10 protein-coding genes and 2 pseudogenes are annotated in these 12,941 nt (G+C 73.4%); 3 read left to right on the top strand and 9 right to left on the bottom strand.

Annotation, left to right across the window (positions count from 1 at the left end; all coding sequences use genetic code 11):
- Together MCAG_RS12850 and MCAG_RS12845 are read left to right on the top strand one after the other, a co-directional pair.
- Positions 1 to 1,006, top strand: a 1,006-nt coding sequence (locus tag MCAG_RS12850; protein ID WP_232290145.1) for a transporter substrate-binding domain-containing protein, incomplete at its 5' end; no start/stop codon positions are given.
- A gap of 297 nt (positions 1,007 to 1,303) precedes the next feature.
- Entirely contained in the window at positions 1,304 to 2,047 is a 744-nt protein-coding gene (locus MCAG_RS12845) for a hypothetical protein (RefSeq protein WP_007073406.1), read from the top strand.
- A 373-nt stretch (positions 2,048 to 2,420) separates the two neighbouring features.
- On the opposite strand, the gene MCAG_RS12840 is transcribed toward MCAG_RS12845, so the two are convergent.
- The 9 genes and pseudogenes from MCAG_RS12840 to MCAG_RS12805 form a co-directional block, all read right to left on the bottom strand.
- Complete coding sequence (locus tag MCAG_RS12840; RefSeq protein ID WP_007073405.1) at positions 2,421 to 3,584, bottom strand: acyl-CoA dehydrogenase family protein; 1,164 nt, start codon at positions 3,582 to 3,584, stop codon at positions 2,421 to 2,423.
- On the bottom strand, positions 3,581 to 5,566 hold the full coding sequence (locus MCAG_RS12835; protein ID WP_036373285.1) for a biotin carboxylase N-terminal domain-containing protein: 1,986 nt from the start codon (positions 5,564 to 5,566) through the stop codon (positions 3,581 to 3,583). The genes MCAG_RS12840 and MCAG_RS12835 overlap by 4 nt, the downstream gene beginning before the upstream one ends.
- Before the next feature lie 55 nt (positions 5,567 to 5,621).
- Complete coding sequence (locus MCAG_RS12830) at positions 5,622 to 7,223, bottom strand: acyl-CoA carboxylase subunit beta (protein WP_007073403.1); 1,602 nt, start codon at positions 7,221 to 7,223, stop codon at positions 5,622 to 5,624.
- A pseudogene (locus MCAG_RS34690) lies at positions 7,220 to 7,501 on the bottom strand (acyl-CoA dehydrogenase family protein); the annotation flags it as partial. The gene MCAG_RS12830 and the pseudogene MCAG_RS34690, both read right to left, overlap by 4 nt.
- On the bottom strand, positions 7,420 to 7,800 hold the full coding sequence (locus tag MCAG_RS34685; RefSeq protein ID WP_232290382.1) for an acyl-CoA dehydrogenase family protein: 381 nt from the start codon (positions 7,798 to 7,800) through the stop codon (positions 7,420 to 7,422). The gene MCAG_RS34685 and the pseudogene MCAG_RS34690, both read right to left, overlap by 82 nt.
- Positions 7,801 to 7,865: 65 nt before the next feature.
- On the bottom strand, positions 7,866 to 9,596 hold the full coding sequence (locus tag MCAG_RS12820; RefSeq protein ID WP_007073401.1) for an acyclic terpene utilization AtuA family protein: 1,731 nt from the start codon (positions 9,594 to 9,596) through the stop codon (positions 7,866 to 7,868).
- A 122-nt stretch (positions 9,597 to 9,718) separates the two neighbouring features.
- Positions 9,719 to 10,324: a TetR/AcrR family transcriptional regulator gene (locus tag MCAG_RS12815; protein WP_007073400.1), complete on the bottom strand. Its 606-nt coding sequence runs from the start codon at positions 10,322 to 10,324 to the stop codon at positions 9,719 to 9,721.
- Positions 10,325 to 10,788: 464 nt separating this feature from the next.
- Positions 10,789 to 11,532 (bottom strand): metallophosphoesterase, encoded by a 744-nt coding sequence (locus MCAG_RS12810; RefSeq protein WP_007073399.1) that lies wholly within the window; start codon positions 11,530 to 11,532, stop codon positions 10,789 to 10,791.
- Between the two features lie 83 nt (positions 11,533 to 11,615).
- Positions 11,616 to 12,293 (bottom strand): Crp/Fnr family transcriptional regulator, encoded by a 678-nt coding sequence (locus MCAG_RS12805; protein ID WP_007073398.1) that lies wholly within the window; start codon positions 12,291 to 12,293, stop codon positions 11,616 to 11,618.
- A 217-nt stretch (positions 12,294 to 12,510) separates the two neighbouring features.
- Here MCAG_RS12805 and MCAG_RS12800 point away from each other — a divergent pair.
- Positions 12,511 to 12,941, top strand: a pseudogene (locus tag MCAG_RS12800) (adenosylcobinamide amidohydrolase); the annotation flags it as partial.

Genomic DNA, 12,941 nt, shown 5'->3' with positions numbered 1-12,941 from the left:
ACGCAAATGGACCCGCTCGGTTACTCTCGTGGTCCCGCAGGTGAACGGGTCAGCGAGGTCGCCGATGAACCAGTTCCTCACCCGGTCCCGGGTTCGCTCCGTCGCCACCACCCTGGCGGCCGCGTTGACCCTGACCCTCGCGGCAGCCGCCGGCTGTGACAGCCGGCAGGAGCCGCGCATCCCCTCCGTCAACGACAAGCTCCGCGAGACGCACATCTACGGCCAGCCGACGCTGAAGATCGGCGTGTCCACCACCGGCCCGCTGGTGGGCGAGCTGCACGGCGGCACGTACAGCGGTTTCGACATCGAGATCGCCCGGTACATCGCCGCCCAGCTCGGCTACGAGGGTGACAGGCGGATCGAGTGGGTGCCGGTGTCCACGGAGGACCGCGTCCCCGCCCTGCAGGGCGGGGACGCCGACATGGTGGTCGCCACCTTCTCGATGACCGAGGAACGCGCGAAACTGGTGAGCTTCGCCGGGCCGTACCTGGTGACGACCCAGGAGGCGATGGTTCCGACCCGGCTGAAGGACCGCATCCGCACCATCGAGGACCTGCGCGATCCTCGCTACAAGGTCTGTACCAGCGGCGGCTCGACCACCGAGGCCGAGCTGGGCAAGCACCAGATCAGGGTGTTCGTGGTCAAGGAGGTCGGCGACTGCGTCGACGGCATTCTCGCGGGACGCTACGACGCGGTCAGTTCCGACGAGACGATCCTCGCGGGCTTTCTCTCCAAGCACCCGAAGGACTTCGTGATCGTCGACATGCCCTTCGGCACCAGCGAGCAGATCGGCGTCGGCGTGCCGATCAGCGACCCCGCGCTGCGCGACCTGGTCGCGTTCTTCCTCGACAAGAGCTACCAGCAGGGGCGCCGGGGGCAGACCAGCCCCTGGCTCACCGCGTACCACCGGACCCTCGGGCCCTGGCTGAGGGTGCCGAAGGTCCAGCCGCCGACGCTGAACGTCCCCGAGCTGGTGGACTTCGACGACAAGGCGCCCCGCACATGACCGTGTCGGCGGCCACCGATGGCAGCGACGTGGACGCCGGCCCGCCGCCCCGGCCCGCCGGTGGGCGCGATCCGGACGCGCGCCAGGCCCGGGCCAGCCAGTCCTTCTGGGCGGTCGTGGTGGCCGTGCCCGCCGTCTTCTCGGTGCTCCGGCTCGGCGTGGAGGCCGGGGGCGAACTCCAGACCACCCTGCTGCTGGTAGCCAACGTCGGGCCGGTGAACCTGCTCGCCGGGTTCCTCACCACGGCGGCCCGGCTGCTCGCCACCGGGCTGGTCTTTTTTCTTCGCCCTCGGCGCGGTGCTCGGGGTCAGCGTGGACCGGCTGCCGGGATACCGCCGCCCCCTCTTCGCCCGCTGGGCGGATCTCACTCCGACCTGGTTCGTGCTGGCCAGCTTCCTGCTCGCCCTGGTCACCTGGCAGATTCTCTACCTGCCGATGCTGCTGCCCGCGTTCGCCGCCGCGTTCCAGCTCCGCCCGGAGCAGCTGCACGAACTGGCCGTGGCGCGGGTGCTGATCGTCGCGGCGCTGCTCGGCGGGTACCTGTTCCTGCTCGCACCGACCCTGCTGGACGCCTGGCGACAGGGCGAGTTGCTGGTCATGGCGCTGCTCGGCGTCCCGCCGGTGCTCGCGCTCGCCATCGCGGGTCCGCTGCCGGGGGCGGTGATCCGGCCGCTGGCCTCGGTCACCGAGGCCGCCGTGCTGGCAATGCTGGTCTGGGCGGCGCTGCCGGTGATCAGCACGCCGGTGCTGCCGCTGACGGTCACCACCGTGCAGACCGCGCCGAACGCCACGGAGGACGTACGCGGTCACGTGGTGGTCGTCGACGACGTGAACATGGTGCTGCTCCAGGAGCAGGGCGGCGTCCGGTACGTGCCGACCGACCAGGTGAAGGCGCAGGTGCTCTGCCCGAGCGAGGAGGAACTGCCCCGGCACCGGCTGCGGGTGCGCGACTTCCACGTGGAGGACTCGCTGCTGGAGGGGCTGGGGCGGCGGGTCCGCCCGGTGCACCGCGTCGACGCCGCCTGCCGCGCCACCGGCTGACCCACCGCTGCTCGTAATCACCTCGGCACCCCACCTGGGCGCGCCCCGGCGGAGCGCCCGGCGTTCCAGTCTCGCGTGAGAGCACTCGCTCCACCCCTTCTCGCCCTGAGGGTTTGCTCTGCGCCGGAGTTTGCTGTCGCAGCGAACACGCGCTCTGAACAAACTTGCGGACCCGTCGCGCGGGTGGCGGGCGTGGGCGATCGGGCTGGCTGCGACATCGTCAGCGCCTGGCGGCACTCTGGGTCGCCCCGTTGCCCGCCGCCGAGGTGCCTGGGCGCTTCTTGGGGCGTACGGCGGAGTTGGCCGGCTGTGGGCGGCGGGCCGGGACCGGCGGTGGGTTCTGCACGATCAACCCCGCAGGTTGTACGAAGATTCAGTACGACTTGTCCTGCCCCAGGACGTGTTGCGCCACGAAGTTGAGGATCATCTCCCTGGTCACCGGGGCGATCCGGTAAGCCCGCACGGCCCCCAGCAGCGTCGCCACGCCGTACTCCGTGGTCATGCCCGCGCCGCCCAGCGCCTGCACCGCCGTGTCCACCGCGAGCGCGGCGGCCTCGCCGGAGGCGTATTTGGCCATGTTGCCGGCGACGCCGGCCTCCAGGTCCCGGCGGGCGTCGTACAGGGTCGCCGCCTTGTAGATCATGAGGCGGGCCAGCTCCACCTGCACGGCCGCGTGGGCGAGCGGGTGCGACACCCCCTGGTGCGAGCCGATGCTCCGCCCGCCCCACACCTTGCGGGTGGCCGTGTACCCGCTGGCCCGCTCGATGGCGTACCGGCCGGTGCCGGCGCCCATCGCGGCGACGGTGATCCGTTCCGGGTTGAGCCCGGAGAACAGGGCGGGCAGGCCGGCGTCGAGCGACCCGCCGACGAGGGCGTCGGCGGGCAGCCGCACGTCGTCGAGGTAGAGCATGAACTGGTTCTCCGGGGAGAAGATCTCCATGTCCAGCTTGGAGCGGGTCAGCCCGGGGGCGTCGGTCGGCACGAGGAACAGGGCCGGCTTCAGCTTGCCGGTCGCCGCGTCCTCGGTGCGGGCCACCACCAGCACGTACTGTGCCTCGTCGACGCCCGAGATGTAGCACTTGCGGCCGGTCAGCAGCCAGTCGTCGCCGTCGCGGCGGGCCACCGTGCCGAGCCGGTGGAAGTTGGACCCGGCCTCCGGCTCGGTGATCGCGAACACCACCTTCAGCGTGCCGTCCGCCATGGCGGGCAGGAAGCGCGCGCGCTGCTCCTCGGTGCCGTGCCTGGTGACGATCGTGGCGACGATGGCGGGGGAGACCACGAGCAGCAGCAGCGGGCAGCCGGCGGCGGCCAACTCCTCGCAGACGATGGCCAGCTCGGTGATGCCGCCGCCCCCGCCGCCGTACTCGGTGGGGATGTTGACGCCGAGGTAGCCGAGCCGGGCGGCCTCGTCCCACAGCTCGGTGGTGTGCCCGCCGGACTTCGCCTTCTCGACGAAGTAGCCGTGACCATATTTTCGCCCCAGCGCCCGGACGGCATCGCGGAGCTGGCCCTGCTCGTCGGTGAGGTCGAAGTTCATGACGGTGCCTCCTCAAGGGCGGTGACGACGGCCAGCACGGCACCGGTGTCGACCTGGCCGCCGGCCGGCACCGGCAGCTCGGCGACCACGCCGTCGGCGGGGGCGAGCACGGGATGTTCGAGCTTCATCGCCTCCAGGGTCAGCAGCAGGTCACCGGCGGCGACCCGCTGACCGACCTCGACGTGCACCCGGGCCACCGCGCCGGGCAGCGGCGCGAGCAGCGACCCGGCCGCCAGCTCCGCCGTCGGCAGCGGGAAGCGAGGCAGCTCGGCCAGGCTCGCCGCCCCGTCCGGGCCGTCCACGAAGACCTCCAACCCCACTTGGTGTACGGAGTACGCGCGCCGCACGCCGTCGAAGTCGAGGACCACCCGGTCCGGGGCGGCGGCGACCAGGGCCACGCTGGGCGAGAACGAGCGCTCGCCGGCAGACACCGAGCACTCGGCGAGTGCGCCCGTGCGGTCCAGCCGGTAGCGGACCTCGACCTCGTCGCCGCCCGGCCCGGCGTACCGGGCGATCTGCGGGAACGCCGGCACGTTGCGCCAGCCCGAGGGGAGCCCGGCGAGCACCGGGGCCGCCGCCCGGCGGGCCGCCGCCGAGGCGAGCGCGGCGGCGAGGGCGGCCAGCGGCACCTCGTCGGCCGGCAGCAGCGGGGCGAACACGTCGGGGTGCCGGTCCAGGAAGCCGGTGTCCACCTCGGCCGCCCCGAACTCGTCACTGCGCAGCACCCGGACCAGCAGGTCCCGGTTGGTGGTCACCCCGTGCAACTCGGCGCGGGCCAGGGCACCGGCCAGCAGCCGGGTGGCCTCCGCGCGGGTCGGGGCCCAGGCGACCAGCTTCGCCAGCATCGAGTCGTAGTGCACGCCGACCGCCGAGCCGTCCACCACCCCCGAGTCGAGGCGCAGCCCCCTCGCCGGCCCGAACTCGCCAATCACCCCGGGCACCGCGAACCGGTGCAGGACGCCCGTCGCCGGCCGGTGGCCACGAGCCGGGTCCTCGGCGCACAGGCGTACCTCGATCGCGTGGCCGTCGGGCGGCGGGGTCGCCGCCAGCGGCAGCGCCTCGCCCTCGGCGACCAGCAGTTGCAGCCGGACCAGGTCCAGGCCGGTGACCGCCTCGGTGACCGGGTGCTCCACCTGGAGGCGGGTGTTCATCTCCAGGAAGAAGAACTCACCGTCCGGGGCGAGCAGGAACTCCACCGTGCCCGCGCCCACGTAGCCGACCGCGCGGGCGGCGGCGACCGCCGCGGCGTGCAGCCGCTGCCGCACCCCGTCGGGCAGGACCGCCGGGGCCTCCTCGACGATTTTCTGGTGCCGGCGCTGGATCGAGCAGTCCCGCTCGCCCAGCGCCAGCACCGTGCCGTGGCTGTCGCCGAAGACCTGCACCTCGACGTGCCGGCCCCGCTCGACGTACCGCTCGACGAAGACCGTGCCGTCGCCGAACGCCGCCGCCGCCTCGCGCCGCGCCGACGCGACGGCCTCGGCCAGCCCGGCGGGGTCGGAGACGATCCGCATGCCGCGCCCGCCGCCCCCGGTGGACGCCTTCACCAGCACCGGGAAGGCGGTGATCTCGGCGGTGTCGGTCCAGGTCGGCAGCATCGGCACGCCCGCGTCGGCGAGCAGCGCCTTCGCCGCCATCTTGTCGCCCATCGCGGCGATCGCCTTGGCGGGCGGCCCCACCCAGGTCAGTCCCGCGTCGGTCACCGCCGCCGCGAAGTCGGCGTTCTCGGCGAGGAAGCCGTAGCCGGGGTGCACGGCGTCCGCGCCGGTCCGGCGGGCCGCCGCCAGGATGAGATCGGCCCGCAGGTACGTCTCGGCGGGCGTGTTCCCCGGCAGGCGTACCGCCAGGTCGGCCTCGGCGACGAAGGGCGCGTCGGCGTCGGCGTCGGAGTGCACGGCGACCGTGGCGACGCCGAGCGCCCGGCAGGTGGCGAGGACCCGGCGGGCGATCTCGCCTCGGTTGGCGACCAGCAGCTTCTGGATCACTGAGCCTGCCTTTCGTTCGCGACTGCGGGACTCCGCTTCGCTGCGTTCCTCGCGCTCACATGCGAAAGACGCCGAAGCCGTCGGCACCCCGTACCGGTCCGCTGTGGATCGCCGACAGGCAGAGCCCGAGGACGGTACGGGTGTCCCGGGGGTCGATCACCCCGTCGTCGTAGAGCCGGCCGGAGAGGAACAGGGCCCCCGACTGGGACTCGATCTGCTGCTCGACCATCGCCCGCATCGCGGCGTCGGAGTCCTCGTCGTACTCCTGCCCCCGGGCGGCGGCGGCCTGCCGGGCAACGATCGACAGCACCCCGGCGAGCTGCGTCGGCCCCATCACCGCCGACTTGGCGTTCGGCCAGGTGAACAGGAACCTGGGCTCGTACGCCCGCCCGCACATGCCGTAGTTGCCGGCCCCGTACGAGGCCCCCAGGTTGACCGTCAGGTGGGGGACCTTCGAGTTCGACACCGCGTTGATCATGAGTGCGCCGTGCTTGATGATGCCGCGCTGCTCGTAGGAGGTGCCGACCATGTAGCCGGTGGTGTTCTGGAGGAAGACCAGCGGGGTGTCGGCGGCGTTGGCGAGCTGGATGAACTGGGTCGCCTTCTGCGCCTCCTCGCTGAACAGCACGCCCCGGGCGTTGGCGAGGACCCCGACCGGGTACCCGTGCAACTCACCCCACCCGGTGACCAGCGCCGTCCCGTACTCGGGCTTGAACTCGTCGAACTGGCTACCGTCGAGCACCCGGGCGAGGACCTCACGCGGGTCGAACGGCACCTTCAGGTCGGCGCTGACGACGCCGAGCAACTCCTCCGGGTCGTACTTCGGCGGCTCGGGGAACGCGGTGCGCGGCGACGGGCCAAGCTTGCGCCGATTCAGCCGGCGGACACACTGCCGGGCCAGCCGGATGCCGTCCCGCTCATCCTCAGCGAGGAAGTCGGCCAGCCCGGAACGGGTCGCGTGCATGGCCGCGCCGCCGAGGGACTCGTCGTCGGTGACCTCGCCCGTCGCCATCCGCACCAGCGGCGGCCCGGCCAGGTAGACCTGCGACCGGTCCCGGATCATGATCACGTGGTCGGACATGCCGGGCACGTACGCGCCGCCGGCCGTGGCGTTGCCGAACACCACGCTGACCGTGGGGATCCCCTCGGCCGAGAGCCGGGTCAGGTCGCGGAACACCCGCCCGCCCGGGATGAAGATCTCCGCCTGGGTGGGCAGGTCCGCACCGGCGCTCTCCACGAGGTTGATCATCGGCAGCCGGTTGGCGAGGGCGATCTCCCCGGCCCGCCGGGTCTTTGCCAGGGACCACGGGTTGACCGCGCCGCCGCGTACCGTCGGGTCGTTGGCCACGACCAGGCACTCCACGCCCTCGACCACGCCGATCCCGGTCACCACGCTGGCCCCGACCGGGAAGTCCGTCCCGTACGCGGCGACCGGCGACAGCTCCAGGAACGGGCTGTCCGGGTCGAGCAGCAGCTCGATCCGCTCCCGGGGAAGCAGCTTGCCGCGCCCGTGGTGGCGGGCCACGTACCTCCCGCCGCCGCCCGCGCGGGCGGAGTCGAGGGCCGCTTCCAGCTCGGCGAGGCGCTCCAGCAGGGCCTCCCGGTTGGCCCGGAAAGCCGGCGCGGACGGGTCGAGCGCGCTGCCCAGCGTCGTCACAGTCCCATCCCCTTCGCGATGATCTCGTTCATGATCTCGGTGGTGCCGCCGCCGATGCCGAGGATCCGGGCGTCCCGGTAGTGCCGCTCCACCTCGGCGTCGCGCAGGTAGCCGTAGCCGCCGTGCAGTTGCAGCGCGGCGTCGACCACGTCCGCGCAGGCCGCCACCGCCACGTTCTTCGCCATCGCCACCTCGGTCACCACCGGCTCTCCGGCGACCGCTCGAGATCGTGGCGCGGCGGCGGACGCACCGAGCTGGAGCGTTCGGTGATCGCCAGCGCGCCGATCGCCGTGCCGGCCAGGGCGGGCCGGGCGTACCGGTCGATCAGGTCCTCGTCGCCGGACGCGACGATGTGCGGCACCGCGATGCCGTGCGTGAACAGCGCCGCGACCAGCCCCGACGAGCCGCCCGAGCGGATGATCTCCTCGGTCACCACGATCGAGTCGAGCAGGTCACCGCCGCTGCCACCGACCCGCTCGGGGAAACCGACGCCGAGCAGGCCGACCTTCGCGGCGGTGGCGTGCAGCTCCCGGGGCACCTCGCCGGCCCGTTCCCAGTCGGCCAGGTGCGGCAGCACCTCGCTGGTGACGAACGCCCGGGTCAGCTCACGCAACTGTCGCCGCTCGGGGGTGTCGACGATGGTCACGCCGTGGCCCTCCCGGTCGCCGCGAGATCTGGCGCAAGGTCTGGCGGGAGCGCTGTGGGCAGGTCGACCACGCGGGATCGCAACAGCTCGCCAAGCGCCTTCGCCTGCGGGTCGAACCGGGTGGACGCGGCCACCCCCTGCCCGAGCAGCCCCCGGATCACGAAGTTCACCGCGCGCAGGTTCGGCAGCTCGTACCGCTCGACGGTCAGTGGTGCGGTCTCCGGCAGCAGCTCGGCCAGCCGCTCGACGGTGAGCCAACCGCGCAGCCACACCCAGATGGCGTCGGTACGGGCCCAGACACCGAGGTTCGCGTCGCCGCCCTTGTCGCCCGACCGCGCCCCCACCAGCTCGCCCAGCGCCCCCCGCCGGGTGCGGTGCGGGTGCGGGTGCAAGGAGGGGCCCCCTGTCAACGCGTTCTGTTGCACAGGGGACCCCTGCAAACACGTCACCGGCGGGGGCGCGATCGGCACCCGCTCGCCCGACGGCAGCACGGCCACGTGCTCGACGGCGTCCTGCGGCACGGCGTCGGCGGTGAACACGCCGTACGGGGTGGCGTCGCCGGGCAGGGTGGTGAGCGTGCAGCCCGGGTAGGAGGCCAGCGCCAGCTCCACCGCGGCGGCCGAGAACGCCCGCCCGGCCCGCGCCTTGTCGCCGTCGCGCAGGTGTACGTGCAGCAGCGCGCTCGCCGCCTCCGTGTCGCCCGCGTCCGGGTGGTCGGTGCGGGCCAGGACGAACTCCAGCCCGGGCGTGCCGACGGCCGCCTCGATCTGGCCCCGGACCAGGGCTGCCTTGGCCGGGATGTCCAGCCCGCACAGGGCGAACGTCATCGAGTTGCGGAACCCGCCGAGGCGGTTCACCCCGACCTTGAGGGTGCCGGGCGGCGGGGTGCCCCGGACCCCGCTGACCCGCACCCGGTCCGGCCCGTCGGCGGTCAGCTCGATCGTGTCCAGCCGGGACACCACGTCCGGGCCCAGGTAGTCGGGGCCGCCCACCTCGTACAGGAGTTGGGCCGTGACCGTCTCCACCGTGACCGCGCCGCCGGTGCCCGGGTGCTTGGTGACGACCGAGGAACCGTCCGGGTGGATCTCGGCGATCGGGAAGCCGGGGCGGTGGCCGCCGTCGGGCAGCTCGGTGAAGAAGCTGAAGTTGCCGCCGGTGACCTGCGCACCGCACTCGATCAGATGCCCAGCCACGGTCGCCCCGGCCAACGCGTCGAGGTCGTCGCGTTGCCAGCCGAACCGGGCGATGGCCGGCCCGACCGCCAGGGACGCGTCGGTGACCCGGCCGGTCACCACGACGTCGGCTCCGGCGTCGAGGCACGCGGCGATCCCGAATGCCCCCAGGTACGCGTTCGCGGTCAGCGCGTCGGGGCGGGCCAGGGCGTCGCCCTCGACGTACCCGATGGCGGCGGTGAGGCCGAGCCGGTCGGCGAGCGACCCGATCGCGGCGGCCAGCCCGGCCGGGTTCGACCCGCCGGCGTTGGTCACGATCCGCACCCCCCGCTCCAGCGCCGTGCCGAGGCACCCCTCGAGCTGGCGAAGGAACGTCCTCGCGTAGCCGAGCCCGGGGTCGCGCAGCCGGTCCCGGCCGAGGATCAGCATGGTCAGCTCGGCCAGGTAGTCGCCGGTCAACACGTCCAGCTCGCCGCCGTCGAGCATCTCCCGCCAGGCCGTCGACCGGTCGCCGTAGAAGCCGGACGCGTTCCCGACCCGTAGCGGCGCGCTCACGCGACCACTCCGGGCCGGGCGCCCAGCGGCTCGCGGCAACTGCCCGGACCCGTCGGTCTGATCCGTACGCAGGTCCGTGAGGTCGACCATCGTGCCTCCAGGGGCCGGGCGGGGCGGGCCGGTCAGGGGGTGAGCAGGGTGGCGAGCTGGCGTTTCCAGGTGGTGAGCAGGGCGGCGCGGCGGGACGAGTCGTCGCTGAGCAGGTTGGCCACCCCGAGCCCGCGCAGCAGATCGAGGGTCGCCTGCACGGCCTCCCGGACCCCGGGCCGGCGCTCGTCGACGCCGAGCAGCGCCACGGTCAGCCGGTGCATCTCCCGACCCAGCTGCCGCTCCAGGGGCACCAGGGCGGCACGCAGCTCGGCGTCGGTGCGGGCGGCGACCCAGAGTTCGAGGGCGGCGACGAAGAGCGGCCCGGTGAACGCCGCGCCGAGCAGGTCGATCACCCGGTCGAGCCGCTGCGGCCCTGCGGGCAGCGCCTCGGCCTCGGTGCGCAGTTCCCCGGCCCGGCGCTCGGCGAGGTGCGCGACGGCGGCGGTGACCAGGGCGGTCCTGGTGGGGTAGTGGTGCAGCTGGGCACCCCGGGAAACCCCGGCCCGGGTAGCCACCACGGTGGTGGTGGTGCCGGACCAGCCGTGCTCGATCAGGCACTCGACGGTCGCCTCCAGCAGCCGGGCCCGGGTGGCGCGGCTGCGCTCCTGCTGGGGGACGCGGGTCGACGCGGCGGTCACGGGGACAGCGTGCCGTCGCCGAAACAAACAGTCAAGCTTGACTTTTTGCGGTCCGCCCGTCCTGCTGCGCGCGCTGGCGGGCCAGGCTCGCTCGGATCCGCCTGCCCAGGGGGTGTCCCGCCTTCGGATCGTGCCTGCCTTCGGGTCGTGCCTTCCTTCGGGTCGTGCCTGCCTTCGGAACGTGCCTGGTCATGGTGGCGCCCGACTTTTCGGTCGTGCCCTGGGCCTGGTCGTGCCTGGCCCTTTGGAGCTGCCCTCACAAACGGGGCAATCGGACTGGGCGCGTGAACGGGGCAGCTCCAAAGGGCCCAGCCGGCGTTCCCGCCCTTCCGGAGGCCGAGGCGTCCCGGCCTGCGGCTGGAGCCCGACGGTGACGTGCCGACGCGTACAGCCCGGGCGCTGCTCGACGACGCGCGACGCGCGACGCGCGTTCGACCGGGCCGGGTCGGGCCGGGTCGGGCCCCTCAGCGGCCGTCGCGCGGGCCGAAGACGGCCAGCGCCTCGGCGTCGCTGTGCCGGGAGCGCAGGTACTCGTCGGCCCAGCCGGCGGCGTCGGGGAAGCCGGATTCCGCCGCCACCCGCGCGCACGCCGCGTCGACGTCGAACGCGGTGCGCCGTAGCTGCACCCCCGGCCCGAGCAGCGCCCAGTCCGCCCCCGGCCCGCCGTACGGCATGCCGACGCTGCCCGCGTTGACCACCAGGCGTCGGTCGACCAGCCGGGCGAACGGCATGTGAGTGTGCCCGCAAACCACGGTCCGGACCTCGACCGGCACGTCGGCGAGGACCTCCGCCCAGCGGGCCAGCCGGGAGTCGACGAGGACGACCTCCTCGTCGTCGCGGGGCGTGGCATGGCAGAACAGCACCTCGCCCAGGCCGGCGACCGGCAGGGTCACCGTCGGCGGGAGCGCGGCCAGCCGGGCGACCTGGTCGTCGCGGAGCTGCCCCGCCGCCCAGTTCGACACCTCGATCGCGGACGGCCTCCCGGCCCGCGCCTCGACCAACTCCCGGTCGGCGTTGCCGCCCACCCACAGGGCGCGGTCGCCGAGCCCGGCGAGCAGGTCCAGCACCTCGACGGGCTGGGGGCCGGCGGCGATGTCGCCGGTGAGCACGATCAGGTCGGCGGCGGCCACGTCCGGCTCGGCCAGCACCGCCTCCAACGGGGGCAGCACACCGTGGACGTCAGAGAGAACAGCGACCCGTTCCAGCATCCCCTTACGGTGGCCAGGGTGCGCCGCGAGATCCAGAGATTCTCCGCTCGGCAGAACGCCCGTCGGGGTGGGTGCGGGAGCTGTCAGACGCGGGCGCGGCGGGCCAGGCGCTCCGGGTCCAGGATGATGATGCTCTTGCCGTCCAACCGCAGCCAGCCCCGCGAGGCGAAGTCGGCGAGCGCCTTGTTGACGGTTTCCCGGGAGGCGCCGACGAGCTGGGCGATCTCCTCCTGGGTCAGGTCGTGGGTCACCCGCAGCACGCCCCCGTCGCGGGTGCCGAACCGGCCGGCCATCTGGAGCAGGTTCTTGGCGACCCGTCCCGGCACGTCGGTGAAGATCAGGTCGGCCAACGAGTCGTTCGTCCGGCGTAGCCGGCGGGCCAGCACTCGCAGCAACTGCTCGGCGATCTCGGGCCGATTGTTCAGCCACGGTCGCAGGGCCTGCTTGCGCAACCGCACCAGGCGGGTGTCGGTCACCGCGGTGGCCGTCGCCGTCCGGGGCCCGGGGTCGAACAGCGACAGCTCGCCGACCATGTCCGACGGGCCCATCACGGCGATCAGGTTCTGCCGGCCGTCCGCCGCCCGGCGACCGACCTTGATCTTGCCGGACAGGAGGATGTAGAGACTGTCACCGGGCTCACCCTCGTTGAACACGACCTCGCCCTTGCGGACCTCGATCGTCTCCATCTCCTTGGCGAGCGCCTCGGCAGCCTCCGGGTCGACTCCCTGGAAGATCCCGCTGCGGGCCAGTACCTCGTCCATCGCGCACCTCCGCCTGCGCGTGCCGTTTTTTCGGCCGGGTCGCCGTCCGCTGATCCCTCGCGCGAGGCCAGTCTAGGCGCACGTGAGCGGTAATCAGAGGCGCACCCCTGGAATCTTGATCGTTGGGCGTAACGTGCCCGACCTGATCAACCACTATTATCTGCAGGCCCGGCGGCCTCGGTCCCCTTTTACGCGCCTGGGACGTAGGGTCGGCGGCGTGTTGACCGAGCCGACCCTGACCAGCCGTCACGAGGACGGACGGGACGTCCCGCTGCTCGTCTGGCGTGCCGACCGGCCGCTGCTGGCGGTCAGTTCCGCGCCGCTCGGCGGCGGGATCGGCGTACGGCACTGGGTGGTCAACGCGACCGTGCCCATGTCGTACCACCGGGACGACCCGGCCGACCACCTGGCCGAACTGGCCGGCCAGCTCGGCCTGGACGGGCCCGGCGTCGGCCTGCTGACCGGCGTCGACGTCGCCGAGGTGATCACCCGGACCGACGCCGGGGTGCGGGTCTGGGCGACCGTCGGGCTGGGCACCCCCGTCCAGGCCGCCGCGCCCGACCCCGCCCGCGCCCGCGCCTGTACCCCGCCGGGCGCGCCGCGCCCGCCCACCGGGTCGGCACGGTCAACATCGTGGTCCAGGTGCCC

The organism is Micromonospora sp. ATCC 39149, from assembly GCF_000158815.1.
GTDB lineage: Bacteria > Actinomycetota > Actinomycetes > Mycobacteriales > Micromonosporaceae > Micromonospora.
The sequence above is the reverse complement of the archived record's forward strand: the minus strand, read 5'-3'. Positions and strand labels throughout refer to the sequence as shown.

What these genes read in the sequence shown, in the direction of transcription:
- MCAG_RS12805 (WP_007073398.1), bottom strand. Translation starts at nt 12,293, where the DNA reads ATGGACGAGGTACTGGCCCGCAGCGGGATCTTCCAGGGAGTCGACCCG.
- MCAG_RS12840 (WP_007073405.1), bottom strand. Translation starts at nt 3,584, where the DNA reads ATGAACTTCGACCTCACCGACGAGCAGGGCCAGCTCCGCGATGCCGTC.
- MCAG_RS12810 (WP_007073399.1), bottom strand. Translation starts at nt 11,532, where the DNA reads ATGCTGGAACGGGTCGCTGTTCTCTCTGACGTCCACGGTGTGCTGCCC.